This window comes from Methylobacter sp. (assembly GCF_004322395.1).
Lineage (GTDB): Bacteria > Pseudomonadota > Gammaproteobacteria > Methylococcales > Methylomonadaceae > Methylobacter_A.
Genome location: NZ_SCTW01000038.1, coordinates 1 through 21,525, shown reverse-complemented (window position 1 = coordinate 21,525; position 21,525 = coordinate 1). Strand labels below are relative to the sequence as shown.

The window sequence follows — 21,525 nt, the reverse complement described above, 5'->3', positions numbered from 1 at the left end:
TCTATAAACATCTAACTGTTATCCTTTGTATTTCTTCGGGGCTTTTACTATATAGAGCAGGAAATTGAGAATTTGGCAATATTATTAACGGTAACAGTATACAAGTAATCAGTCCAACTTCGGAATGTTAGCGCGTTGCCAACGAATGATACACTTTCTGCTGCCCATCCACTCATCACCTATCAGTTTCTAAAAACAGCCGAAAAGCAAGGCAAAGGTTTGTTATTTTGCAGGCATCGTTTCAAGTAGCGCAGTCCTCGGGTAAACCAGGAGACCATGCTGCGTCGGAGTTTTTTAAAGCTCCAGTGCATGGGGTCGCATTGCTGTTTCGTTTTTTTTCGAGCGGTGTCGGACGCTGCACCGCGTCATGGTAGCCGGCACGGACACACCAGTGCATAGCTAAAGCCATGATCAAGATTAACCGTTCCAGACGCACCGGGTGTTTCAGGTGCGAATCCTCCAGCTGGAAGCCTCGGCTTTTAAAATCGGAAAAAGTCGGCTCAATCGCCCAACGGGAACCGTAATCCAATACCGCCGATCGCGTGGGCGGGCAATCCATGGCAATGATCCAAGGCTCCGGATGCCCCTCGTCATGAACGATGCCGATGTTCGTCATGACCTCGCCGACGCCAAACAAGCGCACGTTCAGCCAATAGCGTTCCGTATTATCTTGGGCCAATTGACCGGTCGTGGTTTCATCACCTAGGCCTGTATCGACCCGCAGGTTGCCTTTCAGGCGCAAACGGTAATGCCAACCCTGGGTCTTGAGCCATTGAAACAATTCCACCGACGGGTAAAAGCGGTCGGCCAACAACATGACCGCCGCACCGCCCGGAATCCATTCCACTACCTTAGCCAATAGGATTTTCTGCTGGGCAAAACCGATATTGGCCGCACCGGCCTCGGCAAGCCAGGCCAAAGGCAACGAGCGGTCGCCTATCCGGACGGTCAGCATCAATACCGCCATCCGGTCACCCAGATCGGTTTGATCAAGGCTGAGCAGGATCATCTGTCTGTTTTGCCCGGCATGCCTTAAGGCCTCTTGCGCAAAGGGCTCAATGACTTGTTCGCAGGCTAATGCCGGCGAGGTTAATAAGCGCCTCAACCATTGCTCCCGCAGGTCTTGGCGCTCGGTCTCCAATGGCAGTAAATTCGACAATTCCACGGTATTTGGGGTTCGCCCTTCAATCATGGCGCCTACGGCCAAGGATAATTTGCGCACCACCGGTTTATTCAAGTTCGGCAAGGCTTGATTCAAGCCTTTTGTTATTTCTTCGGCAAGCTGTTTTACGGTACTCATCAATTTAGAACGGCAAAAATCGATGGCTACTATCATAGCCTAAATAAAGTGATAGGTGGTGAGCTTAGACCCGTAAGATGGATCCAGGCCGTCCGCCTTTGGGCTTATCGATAAAATCATTATTTGACAATGTCGAATAGCGAGATGAGAATCTAAGAAAAAGCTAAGTGATGGAAAAAACTATGCTTGATGATAAAGAACTAAATCGCCTGCAATTGACTACTCTTCAGTACTATCTGCACGAAGTCAACCCAGCCAACGGCCTCGTCCGCGACAAGACTGATAAAACCGCACCTGCGAGTATCGCCGCGGTCGGGCTAGCTTTGGCATCACTTCCGGTATTAGTTGAGCGAGGGATCATCTCAAGGGAGTTTGCTCCCGCGATCGCCCTAAGGAGGCTGCGCTTTTTTCGCGACGCGCCGCACGGGCCAGGGCCTGATGCCACCGGATACAAGGGCTTTTATTACCATTTTCTCGACATGAAAAGCGGCCGGCGGGTATGGAACTGCGAATTGTCCACGATTGACTCAGCCTTCCTCTTTGCCGGCATGTTGACATGCGCCGCTTATTTTGACCAAGAGACCGAAGAAGAGGATGAGCTACGCCGTCTGGTCGATGAACTTTTTGGGAAAGCCGATTGGCAGTGGGCGTTAAATGGCGGTTCAGCAATCTCTCATGGTTGGCGGCCGGAAAGTGGCTTTATTCCGCATCACTGGAAGGGTTACGATGAGGCCCTGCTTCTGTATATTCTTGGACTCGGCTCAAAGACGTTTCCACTTCCTGCAGAGAGCTATGCCGCATACTGCTCAACTTATCAGTGGAGGAAGATCTATGGCCGTGAAATTCTTCATTCCGGGCCGCTTTTCACACATCAGCTCTCTCAATTATGGATAGATTTGCGCGGAATTCGCGACAAATTTATGCGAGACCATAACACGGACTATTTTCAGAATAGCCGGCAAGCAACATATCTGCATCGGGAGTACGCAATTCAAAATCCACATGGATTTGTCGGCTATGGGGAGCATTGCTGGGGATTCACTGCTTGCGATGGTCCGGGTTGGATGACGAGGAAGATAAACGGCGTGGATAGGCAGTTCTATGATTATATTGCGCGCGGAGCGCCCGATGGGCCAGATGATGGTACCGTCGCGCCATGGGTCGTTCTTGCTTCACTTCCCTTTGCCCCGGAAATAGTTATTCCCACCATTAATCATATGGCGCAGCTTAATATCGGTGTGGATAGTCACTACGGGTATAAGCCTTCGTTTAACCAGACCTATGAGGTAGCGGATAGCCCCACAGGATGGTGGGTTACCCCTTACCACTTTGGTGTAGACCAAGGACCTGTAATTTTGATGATTGAAAATTACAGAACCGGTTTAATTTGGGATATCATGCGCCGCTCCCACTACATTGTGTCCGGCTTAAAGAAAGCCGGGTTTAATGGTGGCTGGTTGGATGGCCTGACGCAATGAGCCTTACAATATTACAGGGACTTGTATTCAGCCTTTTTATGTTCTTTAAGTTGTTGTAAAGCTTCAATGCCTTTTATTCGCTGCGCTCTTATAATTTTTAATTCGGTTTGATAATGTTTTCTTAAAGAATCGTCATCGGTCTGTTGTAGAGCGTCGGAGATTTTTCGCTCTTTTTTCTTGAGTTTAAGCAGGATTTTTTTCAATTCCGCGATGTGCTGCTTCTTTTTGTGTCTGTCAGTGTCAAAAAAAGCCTGTAGTTTATGGAGTAACTTTTCTATTTTCATGGCAGGAATGACGGGTTTGGGTTGGTCGTTAACTGGCGCATAAAACCAGGCTATTGTTTATTCATTGTATGAACAACTTCATTGATTTCAGTTTCACTTAGGCTTAGTTGTTGTTCGGCTTTGACCTTGTCTTCGCCGTGTAAAAATAGCGTTTCGGCGGCTTTTAGTAAGTTCTTTTTAATGTTGTACATATAGGCGCTGTCGTTTATCAGTGAAGAGCCTGTTTCTGGGGTTATTTCTCGTTCTCTAATGAGCGTTTCAATGGAGCGATTCATTTGTACGTCATCATTTTTAACAGCTGCTTTTAATGTGTCTAGCGATAATAACGGTAATTCATTTTCTTCAATTTCATGCCTGAAATTTTCAATCTTTTGGATATGCAGGACTATTTGGTGGGCGATTTTGTTGTATTCATTTATCGTAGCTTGATTGCTTGATGCTCTGAGGCGGTTCCAGTTTTTTTGTAAATGCTTGGTGTCTTTAATAGCTTCCACAAGATGCTTATTAGCTTCCCGCAACCACGAAAGCTTCGAAGATTGGGTCATTTGCCAAGTGAATCCGGCTTGGCTGATAAAAGCAATAATCGCGCTGTAGATGCCTTTTATTCTTTTTTCATAGCTGGCATCTATATCGTATTCAATCGGACGATTATTTTGTTCTATAAGTTGCTTGAATAAATCGTTATTTTTGAGATTGCGTTTATGCAGCCCAAAAGTGTGCAAAATAATGTGAGTGGCATTTTCATATAAATGAATGCTCTCCAGTCTGACCGATTCAACGACCGTTTCCGGGAAATCCATGGCGGAGGCGTCTAAATATTTCGGTTTGAAAATATCCGGGCGTTTTTCAATGAATATCTTTTCCAGCAATAAAACCTGCCGGTCGATAAATGGAAAAAACATGATGATGCCGGCAAGATTGAACAGACTATGAAAGGTTGCCAGTTTCATAGCATTGTCCGAGGCGGCGATCCCCAAATTGGTGCTGATGATGTCAACGGCGATGCCGAATTTTTTAATAAAAATCAGTACGAAGATACCGGTAAAGAGGTTAATTAAAAGATGCGAACCAGCCAAGCGTTTGCCCTGAATATTGGCGCCGAGAGATGCAATGATTGCGGTGACAGTAGTGCCGATATTGGCGCCTATTACCAGTGCCAGTGCATTGTCGTAAGTAATTTGATGCACGGAAACCGCAGTAATGGTGAGTAACATGGTGGCATGGCTGGACTGCATGATAATGGTGGCGATGATTCCCACTGCGGTGTAGATCAGCAGCCCTTTGATACCGGGCATGGCGTAATTTGACAGATTTAGGGTGCTTTCGAAGTGTTCGAAACTGTCTTTCATGTAATGTATGCCCAGCAGTAAAAAGCCCAGACCGGTCAGGATATAGCCTATGCCTTTTAACTGTTTGCCACTTTGAAATATGCATAAAACGCCGAAAACCAGCAGCGGCATAGCGTAGGCTGCGATATTGACTTTCAGCCCCAGTCCCGCGATCAGCCATGCGCCGGTTGTAGTGCCTAAATTGGAGCCGAAAATAATGCCGATACCGGCGACTAAATCAAGCAAGCCCGCGCTCAGGAATGAAACGGTAAGGATTGAGACTAAACCGCTGGACTGCATTAAAGTAGCTGACAGGAAACCAAATCCGAAACTTTTCCAAGAAGTATTGGTGGTTTTTTGCAGAATTCGTTCCAGTACGCCGCCGGTAAAAGCTTTAAATCCTTGTTCCAGAGACAGCATGCCAAACAGGAAAATCGAGACACCCGCAGCAATGCCTTTAAAGGCGTCACTTAGCCAAAAACCATATGACAATAGCGGGATGACAATCAGCAATAGGGCTTTGTGCATGGTTATTTGGAAAATGTTAAATGGAAGGCGACTGACTGTTCGCCCAAGTTGGCTAGATTGGCGGTTGTTTTTCGCCGGTCAACTTGATCTGCACCGCATCGCCTACGGTCAATTGACCGCATTGATTATGCAAGGCATTTTGTCCGAAATAGACTTTATTTTGCCATTTTCGAGTGCGGTTGAGCGTAATGAGAGGCTCCTTGCCGGTTTGTGCGGTTTCAGGATCGATGGTCGGAACGGAACACCGGGAGCAGGGTTTGGGTAGTCTAAAATCTATAGCGCCAATGCTGATTTCGCGCCAGCTGTCTTCTGCATAGGCGGGGCAGCCGGAAATAACCAGATTGGGTCTGAAACGTGTCATCGATAAATTCAACTGCATTTCATGATTTAATGCAGCCAGTGAGTTTTCCGAAATAATCAGGAAAGGAAAGCCATCGGAAAACGCCACTTTGTCGCTTGGTTTGGCATAATGTGGATCAACTGGTCGAATGACATCTTCGGGTTGATAAACCAATCGGCAATCCAGTTTTAAAAAATCGCTGAGCCATTGGTCGGCTTCTATGGAAATGCTACGGGCGTTGCATTGGTCATGCCAGATGGTGCTATTAATAATTTGTCCGTCGACAGGATCAAGGGGTAGGGATAGGTTTTCCATGCCCGGTGCGGACAGGATCAGGTTTTTATCGGTCAGTGAGGTTTTAATTAAAGCCATTTTCGGCAATTTCCGCTGGCTGAGGAATTGCCGGTCACTGTCGATAATCATCCATTTTCTGTCGTGCTGAAAGCCTGTTTCAGTGACGGGCCAGCTGTTTGCGCTAATGCCGGTTAATGACTTTACGGGATAGATGAATATTCCGCTTAATATAAGGTGTTTCATTGGCGATAGTATTAACCTAACAATGATTTTACAGCACCGGAGAATATGTTGCTGTGAGTTGCTTGCGCTTGGGACGGACTGTTTTGAAAGTCAGCGATAAGCTGGCTGATCGCTTGCCGAGCTTGATCTTCATTTTCAATCGGAGCGGATTTGTCGCTGCTTTGTATAGGGGAAGATGTGGAAAGTTTTAATGAGGTATTGGAAAGCTTTACCGTCTCATCATAAACTTTTGAGCTGTCGTCCTGATCGTTATCTGACTTAATTTCTACAGCCGGCTCATTATTTTCCGAACTCTTTGCCCGCTGGGATGATGTCGATGTAACAAATGTATCTTGCCGTAGTTGTATCGTGCTTGCGTCCATTTTTATGTCCTTTTAATTTATTAACAGGGCCGTAAAAAACGGCGGTGTTTTTGCTTTCATTGTAAAATAGAACCCCAGAATCAGGATGTTTTTTTGATGCTGAACTCTTAATCGATCGAAGTCAATATCTTATTTATTACCAATATTATTAAGCCTATATCTTCAGAGCCAAGTAACCTGGTTTTACAGACCGATGCGCTAACCTTGGAATAAATTTCAGCGTTTTACTTATGAAAGTTGCTGTAAAGTAGGCGTTTATTTTGGTCATGCCCTGAATTATAGACTTAAATAATTATAAATTATTTTATGATCTTAACTAGCGGTTCTAATAAACTTCATTGAAAAACTAAACAAAGTTAATGAATCCGTTAAAATCATCGTTTGTATGTTTTATTAATGATAGAAAATGATGCGACCAATCAGCTTGTTTCTCCATATAATTTTTAAGTTTTTATTTATTATTTATCTGCCTAGTGTAAATCTTGTCTACGCCGCGGCTAAACAGACCGTCAATGTTGCTTATTTAACGCAAGAGCAGAAAATTCCTCCGCCGTTGTCCAATCTGGATGCTTTTATCAAAGACAAGGGCGTTTTGGGGGCAGAGCTGGCGATTGACGATAACAATACGACCGGTGAATTTACCGGGCAGCGGTTCGTGTTGAAAAAATTTATCGTGCCTTTGGAAGGCAATGTTGTTGATACCTTTAGTAAGGATATCGGCGATCAATATCCGTATGTCGTCGTTAATTTGCCTGCCGATCTTTTAAATAAAATCGCCGATTTACCCGCCGCAAAACAGAAGCTGTTATTCGATGTGGCAACAGTTGACGATGCGCTACGCAATGAGCAATGCCGCAATAACGTAACGCACATTTTGCCTAACAGGGCAATGCGTGCCGATGCGCTGGCGCAATACATGATGAAAAAACGCTGGGACAAGTGGTTTTTAGTCATTGGCGCTACTCAAGAAGACGGTCTATTCGCCGATGCGCTCAAACGTGCGGCTAAACGCTTCGGTATGAAAATAGTTGAAGAGAAAACTTGGGAACATACTTACGATGCGCGGCGCACGGCGCAATCGGATGTCGCGGTATTTACCCAGATAGACGATGATTATGATGTGCTGGTGGTTGCCGATGAGCAAGGCCAGTTTGGCGAATATCTTGAATACAGAACCTGGAATGCAAGGCCGGTGATCGGTACTCAGGGACTGATTGCTACGGCATGGCACCGAACTCATGAGCAATGGGGGGCTGTGCAAATTCAAAACCGTTTCAAAGAGCAAGCCGGGCGCTGGATGGAAGAGCAGGATTATGGCGCATACTTGGCGGTCAGAGCTATCGGCGAGGCAGCCACCCGTACCAAATCCAATGAAGTAAATAAGCTTAAGGATTATATGTTGAGCGATGCGTTTGCGTTGCAGGGATACAAGGGCAATCCGCTGTCGTTCCGGTCATGGGACGGCCAGTTGCGGCAGCCTGTTTTGTTGGCGGCGCCCAGATCATTGGTTGCTGTAGCGCCAATCGAAGGTTTTTTGCACCCTAAAACCGAACTCGATACCTTGGGTTATGATCAACCTGAATCGACCTGTAAATGGAGTAAATGATGATGAGTAAAAATATTTTAGGGCTGTTTCTGACGATAGCACTAGCAGGAGTTGCGCAAGCCGAAACGGTGTTCGTTACGCTTGAAAAAGACAATGCACTGGCGGTTGTCGACCCGATTGCCGGTAAGTTAATCAAGACCGTGGAAATCGGCCAACGGCCCAGAGGAATCACCATCAGTCCCGATAACAAGCTTTTGTATGTGGCGGTCAGCGATGACGATACTATCAAGATCATCGATGCCGAGACGCTTAAAGAAACAGGAAGATTGCCGTCCGGTGAAGATCCCGAAACCTTTGCGTTGAATCCTGCCGGCGACCGGCTTTATGTATCGAATGAAGATGATAGCGAGGTTACTATCATCGACATTAAGCATAAAAAAGCCGTCAAACAGATTAAGGTGGGCGTTGAGCCTGAAGGCATCGCCGTGAGCCCGGATAATCTATGGGCAGCCAGCGCTTCTGAAACAACTAATATGGTGCATTGGATTGATACCAAAACCAATGCTATCGTTGAAAATACGCTGGTCGATCCGCGCCCTCGCGCTTTGGGTTTTACTGCCGATAGCCAACAATTATGGGTTACCTCCGAAATGGCCGGCACCTTGATGATTCTGGATGTTAAAACCAAACAGATCATCAAAAATATCAAGTTTGATATACAAGGCGTAACGCACGATAAAATCCAGCCGGTAGGTGTTGTTATCGATAAAGACAGAAAACGCGGCTATGTGGCATTAGGGCCTGCAAACCGGGTCGCAGTAATTAACGCCCAGACCTTTGAGGTGGAAAAATACCTGTTGGTAGGTCAGCGGGTATGGAATCTGGCGTTTTCACCGGATCAAAAAAGGCTATACACCACTAACGGCACCAGCAACGATATATCGCTGATCGATCTTGAGACGCAGACTGTGACTAAATCGGTCGGCGTGGGTACGTACCCTTGGGGAGTTGCAGTCAAACCATGAATTCATCGATAGCGTTGTCCGTTGAGGGTTTGAGTTTTTCCTATGGCGGCAAAAAAGCATTGACCCAGGTTAGTTTTAAAATTCAGCCAGGAGAATGCACAATTTTGTTGGGTCCCAATGGGGCAGGGAAGAGCACTCTGTTTTCCTTGATTACCCGGTTGTACGACACGCGCGACGGACGTATCGAGTTGTGCGGTTTTGATATTAAGCGGCAAACGCTGTCAGCGTTGGCAAAGCTGGGTGTGGTTTTTCAGCAAACCACTTTGGATATGGATTTGTCGGTGATGCAAAACTTGCGTTATCACACATCCTTGCATGGCATGGGCCGAAAACAGGCTATGCAAAGGATTCAGCAGGAGTTGGAGCGTTTAAATATGTATGACCGGCGTTTCGAGAAAGTGCGCCAACTAAACGGTGGGCATAGACGGCGCGTGGAGATTGCCCGCGCGTTATTGCACAAACCGTCGGTGTTATTGCTGGATGAGCCTACCGTCGGTTTAGATGTGCCCAGCCGGTTATCTATCGTCGAATATGTGCATCGCTTGGCCGTCGAGGAAAAATTGGCGGTTTTGTGGGCGAGCCATTTAATTGATGAAATTTATCCGGACGATCACTTAATCGTGCTACATAAAGGACAAGTTAAAGCCAACGGGACGGTTGATGACGTTCTTGAAATAACTAATACCCCAACCATTAAAGATGCATTTTATACATTGACCCAAGGAGAGCAGGCATGACTAATCTTCCGGGAGAAGATTTGCATTTACCCGAAGGGCGAAGGGCAGGAAAGCCCTTCGTGAGACTGCTTCATTACTGGCGAGCCATGTGGGGCATCATCTGGCGTGAATTATGGCGTTTTGTTACCCAGCGCGAGCGGTTTATTTCTGCCTTGGTCAGGCCTTTAGTCTGGCTGTTTGTCTTTGCAGCCGGATTTAGAGCTGCATTAGGGCTTGCGATTACTCCGCCTTACGAAACCTATATTCTTTACGAAGTATATATTACCCCCGGCCTGATAGGCATGATTCAGTTGTTTAACGGTATGCAAAGCTCATTATCGATGGTTTACGACCGGGAAATGGGTAGTATGCGCATATTGATGGTCTGTCCGTTGCCGCGTTGGTTTTTATTGATTAGTAAATTATTGGCCGGTACCGGCGTGTCCATCCTGCAAGCCTATGTGTTTTTAGCGATTGCGTGGTTTTATGACATCCAGGCGCCGTGGCAAGGATATGTGTGGATCATGCCGGCACTGCTATTGTCTGGGTTAATGCTTGGCGCTTTGGGCTTATTGTTATCGTCTTTTATAAAGCAGTTGGAAAATTTTGCCGGTGTGATGAACTTTGTGATTTTCCCGATGTTTTTTATGTCAACCGCATTGTATCCTTTATGGAAAATCAAAGAGTCCAGTGCGCTGCTTTATAATTTGGCGCAATATAATCCATTTTCCCAAGCTGTCGAACTGATCCGCTTTGCCCTCTACGGTCAGTTTAATCAGCAAGCCTTTATATATACGTTTGCCGCTTTTGTTATATTTATGACAGCGGCAATCATTGGCTATAATCCGTCAAAAGGGATGATGATGAGAAAAGGCGGAGCTTAAATGAAGAATCTCGATACGAATGAACGTTACAAATGCAAGTTTTTGTTAGATTAAGTAGAACACTAAAATAAATTCGGTGAATATGTGAAGAACTCTTTTTTTCTGGTTATCCCAACGCAACAAAATAATCCCCAGCGCCTGAAGGAATTTGAAGCAAAGGCGCTGCAACATTGGATTACTGAATTGCCTACGGCTAATCCGGGGCTAGCCACGCGTCTAGTTCACGATTTTATTCTGGATTTCAATGCCATTGAAATGAATATCCAGTTAAGGCTGAATGCTCTGGAGCTTTTAAGACCGAGTGTTTATGATATTGAAGAATACCTTCGATCCCGGCTAATTAAGACGGGTTTTCCAAAAGAAGAGAATGACAAGAAGATTTTGGCTGTATTGATCTCAATTGAAAAGGAATTCACTATCGGCTATTGGATGGTGCTTAAGGAATTGACCAAGCGTGATGTCGGTTGGTTTCAAGGAAAAAATGCTGCATTAACAATTCAGCGCTGCATTAAAGGGCTGAGCAATATTATTGTCAGTCATTTCATTATGGGTATGCCGATACCGGATTGGGTATGGATAGATTTACATTCGCTTTACAGCCTGAGTGTGAAAATAAAAAACGACACAACCAAGGTTAACAATGATCCAGGTAAATCCAGTAGCCCTGAAGACTGTTATCGGCAGATCCTCTTGCTTAGTCTCGCCGATCCGACCGGCTTAATGCAAAAGGAACTTTTGCTGGTTTATAGTTTTATAGAAACATTAGGCTCTTTGGTCAACTTAAAAAAAGAACCGGTCAATGGACAGCAAATACAATGCGTTGTTTTAACGGACGAAGATAAAGCGCCGCATTGCCAATTTGAAGCAAGCGCTAAAAATGATTCAGCAACACTGTATTTGGACTTTACCAAATTATTCAAAGCTTTTAAGCAAAAAGAAAAATGGATTAATGCGGCGGAGGCAAGGTTTAGCGCAATGCACGCATTAAAAAGTAATATTGAAAAACCCTCTGCGGAACTACTCGATTATCTTGAACAAAGATGGTTGGGAATTGATCTTCAAGGTATACCTTTTTTTAGCGATAGATCGGATCGATATATAGCCGTAGGCTTGGAATCAACCCATGAACTGCAAAATGCGTTGGAATCCACCGGCGAAAAAGATTTGGAGTTTCTTGTACAATCGGCGTCCGACAGGTTATTGTCCGGCATATTTACAAAAACGGGTGTCTTGTCGGTGGGTAGCTTGGTCAGTTTTAGGAAAGCCGACAGTCCTCAGCATAAACGCTCATTAGGGATTGTCAATAAAGTCATCGTCGATAAGCAAAGTGGCAGAATAAACTTTGGTATGCAGCTATTGGCCCATCAATCCATTGCCGTCACCTATATTCAATTGGAGGAGGCAGGGAAAGATATGCCGCAAAAAGGCCTGTTTTATAACGCGAAAGAACTGGAAGATGAAAAAAACTACATCATTACCGATAGTTTTATGCTGAAAGATAGCGATATTATTCGGATGTTTTTAGACAATGAAGACTTTCCTGTTGTGTTGAGTAGTAGGAAAAATGTCGGATTGGGTTACTGGCAGTTTGAATGTCGACGGGTAGCGGAAAAATCCAAGCCGACATCGGCACAAGCTAAAAAAGGCTACGATTTCATTTAAATAACACATGTCATTGAAATATAGTGTTATATGCATATAGCACTTGAAAAGTTTTTTTATCGTGGTAACTTGGCGTGTCAAGTTGATTGGATTGGTATATATGAGTTGTCGGGGTAATCAGGTAATATGCCTTGAGCAAAACCTGAACATAATAAAAATTACAATTGTGAGGATAAGAAATGAGTAATGAAGAAAATGCTAAAAAAACTGTAGATGCAGCAAAACAAACGGCCGGCAAGCTGTTTTCATTAATGATGGATTTAAAAGAAAAGAAACCCAAAGTATTTTTTGGTGCTGTTGGGGGTGTCGTTTTGCTGCTGATTATCATTATGATGAGCGGCGGTGACTCAAATCCTCTTCCTCAAACTCCGGCCAAAAACCTTGTTGCGGGGCAGAGGTATGTTTTGAAAAACCCCAATACTTACGAAGTTGAGTCGCCTATTCAATTGGTTGCAGTGCCTGGTGCTATAGCAGCATTTGATGATAGCGAAGATGAAGAGAAAGGAAAAGTTGAGTCTTGCAGACGTATCGCACAAGGTACACCAATAACTATTGTAGACTTCCAGGATTTTGCAGGTAAGAAAAATGCATTTGTTAAAGTTCAGGTTGAAGATGGTGAGTGTAAAGGTACTACAGGTTGGGTTTTGGCAATCGATGTTCAATAAAAATTGACAAGATTTTAAAAAAACTTATAATAGCCAAATAAATTGAAGCGCGGGAATAGCTCAGTGGTAGAGCACAACCTTGCCAAGGTTGGGGTCGCGAGTTCGAATCTCGTTTCCCGCTCCAATTAATACTAAAAAAAGCCGCGAACTATCGCGGCTTTTTTATTTTACTTATTAGGGCTGCGTAGCAAAATGGTTATGCAGTGGCCTGCAAAGCCATCTACGGCGGTTCGATTCCGCCCGCAGCCTCCAACAGTAAGTTCAAACAGATTCAGAGAAGTACATAAACCTGCAAGTCACAAGGCTTAGCGGGTTTTTTATTGTTCAGTAAAAAATCAACAAGGTTCCGTTACGCTTTACAACTGGTCGAGCCGACTGAGATATAATCAGTTAATTTCTATAGTTAAAGGTAAACACTTTACAGTCATTACCGAGCCAAAAAGAAAGATCGACTCCCAGAGTGTGAAGGGAAGCACTTTGTAAAATCCGATTCAAAATTGTTACGACAGTGATACATTTACGTTACACAGTAATACGAAGAGAATCATTCCAGTGTTCAAATCTCATAAATCAACCTTAAATCTATCAACCGGCAAAGTCGACTTAAGTCATGGCGGCGGCGGTCGGGCGATGGCCCAGCTCATCGACGAGCTATTCGTCAAACATTTCGACAACGAACTGCTGCGGCAACGCAACGATCAAGCCTTATTCAATATACCTGCCGGACGGCTGGTTATCAGCACCGATGGTTATGTCATTTCGCCGTTGTTTTTTCCGGGCGGCGATATCGGTTCGCTGGCGGTGCATGGTACTGTCAATGATGTGTCGATGTCGGGCGCTCAACCGCTTTATCTGGCGGCAGGCTTCATTTTAGAAGAAGGTTTTCCGCTGGCCGATCTGGAAAAAATAGTCATCAGTATGGCGGCTGCGGCTAAACGGGCAGCTACGCTTATCGTTACCGGCGATACTAAAGTAGTGGAGCGCGGCAAAGGCGACGGCGTGTTTATTACCACCACCGGCGTCGGTATCGTGCCGGAGGGCGTTAATATCTCCGGCGACCGAGCACAGCCGGGTTGTGCGATTTTAATCAGCGGTTCGATCGGCGATCATGGCGTTGCGATTATGGCCGGGCGGGAAAACCTGCAATTCGACACTACGATTATTTCGGATTCCGCCGCGTTAAACTCTTTGGTCGCCGCTTTGGTCACCGCCGCACCCGCCGATATTTGTTGTTTGCGCGACCCGACCCGCGGCGGATTGGCAACGGCGTTGAACGAGTTGGCGCAGCAATCCGGCGTCGGCATGGTCATCGACGAGAAGCAAATTCCGATAAAAGCCGAAGTCAAAGCGGCCTGCGAAATTCTCGGTTTGGATCCGTTGTATGTCGCCAACGAAGGCAAGCTGGTGTGCATTTGCGCCGCCGCTGCCGCCGAATCCCTGTTAGCGGTGATGCGACAACATCCGCTGGGCTGCGATGCTGCAATCATCGGCGAAGTGATTGTCGACGATCACAGATTCGTGCAGATGACTACGGCTTTCGGCGGACGGCGCATCGTCGACTGGCCGGTCGGCGAACAGTTGCCGCGCATCTGTTAATGCCCGGCAAGGCGATTCGGGCTCGCGGCATTGTGCAAGGGGTAGGCTTCAGGCCGACGATCTGGCGTCTTGCGAAGCAGCACGGGCTTACCGGAGAAGTCTGGAACGACGGGCTGGGCGTGATGATTCATGCCTTCGGCGATAATAAGGATCTTGAGGCTTTCATCCGACAAATCCCGCAGCAATTGCCGCCGCTGGCCCGGCTCGACAGTCTGGAAGTGCAAGCGCTCGACGAGCTGCCGCAAAGCGATCAATTCCGTATCATTGCCAGTCAACATAACGGCATAGAAACGCCTATCGCCGCCGATGCTGCGACTTGCCCTGATTGCCTCGCCGAAATTGCCGATCCCGACAACCGCCGTTACCGCTATCCGTTCACCAATTGCACCCACTGCGGACCGCGCCTATCGATTATTCAGCGTGTGCCTTACGATCGCTGCCATACCAGCATGGCGGAATTTGCAATGTGTCCGCAATGCCGAGAAGAATATGATGATCCTTCTGACCGCCGCTTCCACGCTCAGGCTAATTGTTGCCCGGACTGCGGCCCGAAGGTTTGGTTGGAAGACCGACACGGTCGGCAACCGGATTACACCGATCCGTTAACACACGCCGCCGAGCTGATACGGCAAGGCTACATCGTCGCTATCAAAGGCCTGGGCGGTTTTCATCTGGCCTGCAACGCGATTGATGCGGCCGCCGTTAGCCGACTGCGCGAGCGCAAACATCGTTACGCTAAACCGTTTGCGTTAATGGCCGACGTAAGCACGATTACCCGTTACACTAGGTTAAACGAAGAAGAAGTGCACGCTTTGCATGACAAAGCCGCACCGATAGTGCTGCTGGCTGCGCATGGGGAAAAGGTTGCGTCTGGCGTCGCGCCAAATGATGACAAACTCGGCTTCATGTTGCCCTACACACCGCTGCACACATTGTTATTGCAGAATTTGGATGCGCCTATCGTGCTGACTTCCGGCAATATCAGCGACGAGCCGCAATGCACGGACAACGATGAGGCTAGGGAAAAGCTGGCCGATATTGCCGATTATCTGCTGCTGCATGATCGGGCCATCGTCAACCGGCTCGACGATTCGGTGGTGAGGTTGATGGCAGGCAAAATGCGTTTGCTGCGCCGGGCTCGCGGTTACAGTCCGGAAGCGTTGGCGTTGCCGCCCGGTTTCGAACAAGTCGACAACATTCTGGCGATGGGGGCGGAGCTTAAGAACAGTTTTTGTTTGCTTAAAAACGGCCAAGCCGTTGTTAGTCAACATATCGGCGATTTGGAGAATGCCGCCGTTCAGCGCGATTACCGCAATGCTATCGATCTGTACAAGAACCTTTACGGCTTTAAGCCCAAGCACATCGCCGTCGATAATCATCCCGGCTATTTATCGACACAATACGGACAAATGCTGGCCGAAACCGAAGCGGCGGTTTTAGTGCCGGTGCAGCATCATCATGCTCACTTGGCAGCTTGCTTCGCCGAACACGGCATTGCGTTGAATGCACCGCCGGTATTAGCTGCTATTTTTGATGGTTTAGGTTTGGGCGATGACGGCGCATTATGGGGCGGCGAATTTCTGCTGGGTGATTACAAGAGTTATACTCGGCTTGGCCATTTCCAGAGCGTTGCATTGCCCGGTGGCAGTCAAGCTATGCGTGAGCCTTGGCGCAACACTTATGCTCAGTTGTTGCATTATTTCGATTGGTCAACGCTGCAACAGGAATATGCCGATCTGGACATCATGAAACTATTGGCAAGCAAGCCGCTAGCCATGCTGTCGACGATTATCTCCAAAAATCTCAACTCGCCGCCCAGTACCTCTTGCGGCCGCTGGTTCGATGCGTTCGCGGCCGCTCTTGGCCTGCATAGCGAGCAGGTTCACTATGAAGGCCAGGCGGCGATTGCTCTGGAAATTCTGGCAACGCCGCTGTTTGCCGATGAACAATCCTACTCACAGTCTTGGTCGGTTGATCGTTACGGAGATTTGTCGATATTAGGCTGGCAAGGATTGTGGCAAGCCGTTCTGACCGATCTTAAGTGCGGTGTCGATAAAGCCCGTATTGCCGCTCGCATACATCATAGTCTGGCTGATGCAACAGTCCAATTGCTGGTCGAACTTAGCAATCAGACCGGCATTGACTGCATAGCGCTTAGTGGAGGCGTATTTCAGAATCGATTGCTGCTGGAAGGTGTGACACAGCAATTGCAACGACAAGGCAAAACCGTGCTGTCGCCGCAACGCTATCCGATGAACGACGGCGGTTTGGCGTTAGGGCAAGCGGTAATTGCGGCGGCACGGAGTTTTTAAAGAACTATAGCAAATGGATTTTTTCAAATACTTAATACAAGTTGCTTGGAAAAGTTTTCTCTCTCATAGTTTCGCCATTAAAGACATCCGCACGGCACGCCCTACTGAATCAGAATCAAGCCTGCAACTGGCTAAAAACCTGCCCAAAGCACTATAATAGTCTGTTTTTTTAACTTCTGGAGAGATGAATGCACGCAGTTACGTTGATAAAGGGTGATGGTATTGGCCCATCGATAATGGATGAGGCTGTCAAAGTTATTGACGCATCCGGCGTAAAAATTCAGTGGGAAGAAGCGTATGCCGGTCTGGCCGCTTTCGAAAAATTCGGTACTCCGTTGCCGGATGAAACCATGGCGTCGATAGACAAAACCCGCTTAGCGTTTAAAGGCCCATTGACCACAGTCGTCGGTGGCTCCGGGTTTAGAAGCATTAACGTGGCGTTGCGGCAGAAATACGAACTGTATGCCAATGTCCGTCCTGCCAAAAGCTGGGCAGGCGTAAAAACCCGATATGACGATGTCGATATCGTTATTGTCAGGGAAAATACCGAAGGTCTCTATGCAGGGCTTGAACATTTTCTAACACCTAAAAAAGACATTGCAGAAAGTCTGGCCGTAGTCACCAGAACCGGTTCTCAACGTGTGATCGATTATGCTTTTAAATACGCTCAAGACAACAACCGTAAAAAAGTAACCGTTTGTCATAAAGCCAATATTTTAAAATTCACCCAAGGACTATTTCTGGATGTGGCAAGAGAAACAGCCGCGCGTTATCCCGATATTCAGTTTGACGAAAAAATTATTGATGCTGCCTGCATGCATATGGTGATGGATCCGTCGCAGTTTGATGTGATCGTCTGCACCAATATGTTCGGCGATATACTGTCCGATTTGACCGCAGGTCTGGTGGGCGGACTGGGTTTGATTCCCGGTGCGAATATCGGTAACGATGCGGCATTGTTTGAAGCCGTACACGGCAGCGCGCCTGACATTGCCGGAAAAAACCTGGCTAATCCAACCGCTGTGATTATGGCAGGCGTGATGATGTTGGATCATCTCGGCGAACATGACGCAGCAGCTAAAATAAAAACAGCAGTTGAAAAAGTGGTTAATGAAGGCAAGTTTGTTACGCCGGATCTAAATCCGCAATCGAAATGCGGAACGATTGAAATGGGCAATGCAATTGTTGAGGCGTTGAAATAGCCATACTTTTATACCGTTCTCACGGTTTCAGTGGGAACGGGTAACAACAGTTTTAAACCATCTTCCAGGAATTCTCCCCATGCTAGAACAATACCGTAAACACGTTGCAGAACGCGCAGCCGAGGGCATAGTCCCCAAACCACTTGATGCAGAACAGGTCGCCGCTTTGGTTGAGCTGGTTAAACAGCCACCCGCAGGAGAAGATAAGTTCATACTCGACCTGCTGGCTAACCGCGTCCCTGCCGGTGTTGACGAAGCGGCTTATGTTAAAGCGGGCTTTCTGGCTGCCATCGCAAAAGGCGAGGTCAGTTCGCCGATTCTGGATGCGGGGCGCGCGACCGAACTGCTCGGCACGATGCTGGGCGGTTATAACATTGCGCCGTTAATCGAATTACTGGATAACGAAGCGATGGCCCCGATTGCGGCCAAAGCGCTTTCCCATACGTTGCTGATATTCGATGCTTTCCACGATGTGCAGGAAAAAGCCGATGCCGGTAATCAATTTGCCAAACAGGTCATTAATTCTTGGGCGGAAGCCGAGTGGTTTACCAGCAAGCCTAAAGTGCCTGAAAAACTGACCGTCACCGTGTTTAAGGTAACCGGCGAAACCAATACCGACGACTTGTCGCCGGCTCCCGATGCTTGGTCACGGCCGGATATTCCGCTGCACGCCAAAGCCATGCTGAAAATGCCGCGCGAAGGCATTACCAACGCCGAGCAACAAATCGCCGAACTCAAGCAAAAAGGTTTTCCGGTTGCTTATGTCGGCGATGTGGTCGGTACCGGCTCCTCGCGTAAATCGGCGACTAATTCAGTATTATGGTTCATGGGCAACGACATTCCGTATATTCCCAATAAGCGCGAAGGCGGGGTTTGCATCGGCGGTAAAATCGCGCCGATTTTCTTTAACACGATGGAAGATTCAGGCGCATTGCCGTTTGAATGCGATGTGACCCACATGGCGATGGGCGACGTGATCGACATTTATCCGTATGCAGGCGAAGTTAAGCGTCACGATAATAATGAACTAATCTGCAAATTCGAACTGAAAACCGATGTGATTCTCGATGAAGTGCGAGCCGGCGGCCGTATTCCGTTAATCATCGGCCGCGGTTTGACAGACCGTGCGCGTAAAGTGCTGGGACTGCCGGCTTCTACTGTTTTTTGCCGTCCGGTTGATGCTAAAGACAGCGGTAAAGGTTTTACGTTGGCGCAAAAAATGGTCGGCCAAGCTTGCGGCGTTGTTGGCGTTCGTCCGAACACCTATTGCGAGCCGCGCATGACTACCGTGGGTTCTCAAGATACCACCGGGCCTATGACCCGCGACGAATTGAAAGACTTAGCTTGTCTGGGATTTTCAGCCGACTTGGTATTGCAATCGTTCTGCCATACCGCGGCGTATCCTAAGCCGGTCGATGTGACCATGCAGCACACGCTACCGGATTTTATTATGAATCGTGGCGGCGTGTCGCTCCGCCCCGGCGACGGGATTATCCATTCTTGGTTAAACCGGATGTTGCTGCCGGATACGGTCGGCACCGGCGGCGATTCGCATACCCGTTTTCCTATCGGCATTTCATTTCCGGCAGGTTCCGGATTGGTCGCGTTTGCCGCAGCCACAGGCGTAATGCCTCTGGATATGCCCGAATCGGTGTTGGTTCGGTTTAAAGGCGAAATGCAGCCGGGGATTACCCTGCGCGATTTGGTTAATGCGATTCCTTACGTAGCGATACAACGCGGTTTGCTGACCGTTGAAAAACAGGGCAAGAAGAACGTGTTTTCAGGCCGCATTCTGGAAATCGAAGGTCTGCCGGATTTGAAAGTCGAGCAGGCTTTTGAATTGTCCGACGCGTCGGCGGAACGTTCCGCTGGGGGTTGTACGGTGCGCTTGAACGAAGCACCGATCCGCGAATATCTGAAATCCAATATCACTCTGCTGAAATGGATGATTACAGAAGGTTACGGCGATGTACGCACCCTAGAGCGTCGGATTAAAGCGATGGAAGAATGGCTGGCTAATCCGGTATTGCTGGAGCCGGATGCCGATGCGGAATACTTTGAAGTCATCGAAATCGATATGAATGAAATCAAGGAGCCACTGCTGGCTTGTCCGAACGATCCCGACGACATCAAACCGTTATCCGCTGTGGCCGGGACTAAGGTCGACGAAGTGTTTTTGGGCTCCTGCATGACCAATATTGGCCATTTCCGCGCCGCCGGTAAATTGCTGGAAAAACAACAAGGCGAATTGCCGACCCGTTTATGGGTTGCGCCGCCTACCAAAATGGATCAAACCCAATTAACCGAAGAAGGTTATTACAGCGCATTCGGCAAAGCCGGAGCGCGCACCGAAATGCCGGGCTGCTCGTTATGCATGGGCAATCAGGCCAGAGTCGCTGAAAACTCTACGGTAGTTTCCACCTCGACACGGAACTTCCCGAACCGTTTGGGCAATGGCGCGAATGTGTATCTGTCATCGGCCGAACTGGCGTCAGTATGTTCGATTCTGGGCAAGATTCCGACTTTTGACGAATATATGCATTATGCAGGGCAGATTAATGAAACAGCCGAGGATACTTACCGTTATTTGAACTTTGATCAGATGGAGAGTTATCGGAAAAAGGCTAGCGGTCGAGCATAGGTTAAACTACTGAGTTATTAGCATAAAATTTTAAGGTATAGTACAAGCTGTATCGACGTCATCCTGGAAGGGAATCACGTCAGGCTATCCTGCGAGGCCCTTAAGTGTTTCAGACAGATTTGTGCCGGGAACCAAGGCAGGGGGACGTGCTAAAGTGGACGTATGAAAAACAACCGGTGTTTATAGTTGTTGCACAATTTGTATCAACGTCATCCCGGCATTCCCTGCCGGGATGACGAGTTACATTGTTACCTGTATCCTCACTGGGAAACATGTACCTCCACCTGCAAAAAGCAACCATGCAAAAGACCTCCCAACAAGCAATCACAAAACTGTCCCAAGTCGAAACCGGCTTGTTGGAAAAACAATACAACGCCCTAGTAGCCCAAGGCCACATCCAACATGAACCAGCACAAATCAAAGCCCTAAACCACCTACAAACCCTGCTCGACAATCTACAGGCAAATGTCGAATACAACCAAAAATCCCCCCTACATAAACTATTCCTAGCCAAACCGGTCAACTACAAAAGCCTGTATATCTTCGGCAACGTAGGCCGAGGCAAGTCCATGTTGATGGATTTGTTTTTCGATGCTTGCCCAATCAGCCAAAAACGCCGGGTGCATTTCCATGCGTTCATGCTCGAAGTTCATGCCTTCGTCCACCAATGGCGCAGGCAAAACAACACCGATGCCATTTCCGCATTGGCAAAACATATCAAAGAATCGGAACTGCTGCTTTGTTTCGACGAATTTCATGTTACCGACATAGCCGACGCGATGATCCTAATGCGGCTGTTCAACAGACTGTTCGACTTGGGCATTGTTGTCGTAGTTACCTCCAACTGTCATCCCAACGAGCTGTACCATGACGGCCTGCAACGGGATCTATTCCTGCCTTTTGTCGGACTCCTGCAACAAAAAGCCGACGTGATAGAACTGATTGCAGATCAGGATTATCGGCTCAGCCATTTACATGCTTTGAAGACAACATATTATTATCCTCTGGATGAACAGGCCGCAGAATTCATACAACAAAGCTATAACGAATTGACCAATTTTGCCCCGCTGAAGCCGGGTATTGTGGAAGTTTTAGGCAGAAAGGTGATGCTGAGATCGG

General features: G+C 47.4%; 17 protein-coding genes and 2 tRNA genes. 14 read left to right on the top strand and 5 right to left on the bottom strand.

Annotated features, from left to right (window positions below; all coding sequences use genetic code 11):
* Positions 1-241: 241 nt before the first annotated feature.
* Complete coding sequence (locus tag EPO18_RS05500; protein WP_292431634.1) at positions 242-1,300, bottom strand: transposase; 1,059 nt, start codon at positions 1,298-1,300, stop codon at positions 242-244.
* Positions 1,301-1,482: 182 nt separating this feature from the next.
* Between EPO18_RS05500 and EPO18_RS05495 the strand changes: the two genes are divergently transcribed.
* Positions 1,483-2,778 carry a glucoamylase family protein gene (locus EPO18_RS05495; protein WP_292431631.1) on the top strand — a complete coding sequence of 432 codons (1,296 nt, stop codon included), beginning with the start codon at positions 1,483-1,485 and terminating at the stop codon, positions 2,776-2,778.
* 11 nt (positions 2,779-2,789) lie between these two features.
* Here the strand turns inward: EPO18_RS05495 and EPO18_RS05490 are convergent, their stop codons facing one another.
* The 4 genes from EPO18_RS05490 to EPO18_RS05475 are packed head-to-tail and all read right to left on the bottom strand — an operon-like array spanning position 2,790 to position 6,157.
* A complete protein-coding gene (locus EPO18_RS05490; RefSeq protein WP_292431628.1) occupies positions 2,790-3,062 on the bottom strand; it encodes a hypothetical protein in 273 nt (90 codons plus the stop codon).
* A 50-nt stretch (positions 3,063-3,112) separates the two neighbouring features.
* Positions 3,113-4,918, bottom strand: coding sequence for a Na/Pi cotransporter family protein (locus EPO18_RS05485; protein ID WP_292431625.1), 1,806 nt, complete (start codon positions 4,916-4,918; stop codon positions 3,113-3,115).
* A 52-nt stretch (positions 4,919-4,970) separates the two neighbouring features.
* A complete protein-coding gene (locus EPO18_RS05480) occupies positions 4,971-5,795 on the bottom strand; it encodes an MOSC domain-containing protein (protein WP_292431622.1) in 825 nt (274 codons plus the stop codon).
* Between the two features lie 11 nt (positions 5,796-5,806).
* A complete protein-coding gene (locus EPO18_RS05475) occupies positions 5,807-6,157 on the bottom strand; it encodes a hypothetical protein (protein ID WP_292431620.1) in 351 nt (116 codons plus the stop codon).
* A gap of 409 nt (positions 6,158-6,566) precedes the next feature.
* Here EPO18_RS05475 and EPO18_RS05470 point away from each other — a divergent pair, with 409 nt between their 5' ends.
* From EPO18_RS05470 to zapE, 13 genes are all read left to right on the top strand, one after another.
* Complete coding sequence (locus EPO18_RS05470) at positions 6,567-7,763, top strand: ABC transporter substrate-binding protein (RefSeq protein ID WP_292431641.1); 1,197 nt, start codon at positions 6,567-6,569, stop codon at positions 7,761-7,763.
* Between the two features lie 2 nt (positions 7,764-7,765).
* Entirely contained in the window at positions 7,766-8,728 is a 963-nt protein-coding gene (locus EPO18_RS05465; protein ID WP_292431617.1) for a PQQ-dependent catabolism-associated beta-propeller protein, read from the top strand.
* Complete coding sequence (locus EPO18_RS05460) at positions 8,725-9,465, top strand: ABC transporter ATP-binding protein (RefSeq protein WP_292431614.1); 741 nt, start codon at positions 8,725-8,727, stop codon at positions 9,463-9,465. The genes EPO18_RS05465 and EPO18_RS05460 overlap by 4 nt, the downstream gene beginning before the upstream one ends.
* Positions 9,466-9,524: 59 nt before the next feature.
* Positions 9,525-10,328 (top strand): ABC transporter permease, encoded by an 804-nt coding sequence (locus tag EPO18_RS05455; protein WP_292431638.1) that lies wholly within the window; start codon positions 9,525-9,527, stop codon positions 10,326-10,328.
* An 84-nt stretch (positions 10,329-10,412) separates the two neighbouring features.
* The gene (locus EPO18_RS05450; RefSeq protein ID WP_292431611.1) at positions 10,413-11,990 is read left to right on the top strand and encodes a hypothetical protein; all 1,578 of its coding nucleotides are present in this window, start codon (positions 10,413-10,415) and stop codon (positions 11,988-11,990) included.
* Positions 11,991-12,169: 179 nt separating this feature from the next.
* A complete protein-coding gene (locus tag EPO18_RS05445; protein WP_292431608.1) occupies positions 12,170-12,655 on the top strand; it encodes a hypothetical protein in 486 nt (161 codons plus the stop codon).
* Between the two features lie 49 nt (positions 12,656-12,704).
* Positions 12,705-12,779: transfer RNA gene (locus EPO18_RS05440), tRNA-Gly, on the top strand.
* Between the two features lie 54 nt (positions 12,780-12,833).
* Positions 12,834-12,907 (top strand) — tRNA-Cys (locus tag EPO18_RS05435).
* A gap of 300 nt (positions 12,908-13,207) precedes the next feature.
* A complete protein-coding gene (hypE, locus tag EPO18_RS05430) occupies positions 13,208-14,251 on the top strand; it encodes a hydrogenase expression/formation protein HypE (protein ID WP_292431605.1) in 1,044 nt (347 codons plus the stop codon).
* The gene (gene hypF, locus EPO18_RS05425) at positions 14,251-16,563 is read left to right on the top strand and encodes a carbamoyltransferase HypF (protein ID WP_292431603.1); all 2,313 of its coding nucleotides are present in this window, start codon (positions 14,251-14,253) and stop codon (positions 16,561-16,563) included. The genes hypE and hypF overlap by 1 nt, the downstream gene beginning before the upstream one ends.
* A gap of 188 nt (positions 16,564-16,751) precedes the next feature.
* Positions 16,752-17,765, top strand: a complete 1,014-nt coding sequence (locus EPO18_RS05420) for an isocitrate/isopropylmalate dehydrogenase family protein (protein ID WP_292431600.1) — start codon at positions 16,752-16,754, stop codon at positions 17,763-17,765.
* Positions 17,766-17,844: 79 nt separating this feature from the next.
* On the top strand, positions 17,845-20,406 hold the full coding sequence (gene acnB, locus EPO18_RS05415; protein WP_292431597.1) for a bifunctional aconitate hydratase 2/2-methylisocitrate dehydratase: 2,562 nt from the start codon (positions 17,845-17,847) through the stop codon (positions 20,404-20,406).
* A gap of 299 nt (positions 20,407-20,705) precedes the next feature.
* On the top strand, positions 20,706-21,525 hold an 820-nt coding region (gene zapE / locus EPO18_RS05410), incomplete at its 3' end, for a cell division protein ZapE (RefSeq protein ID WP_292431595.1).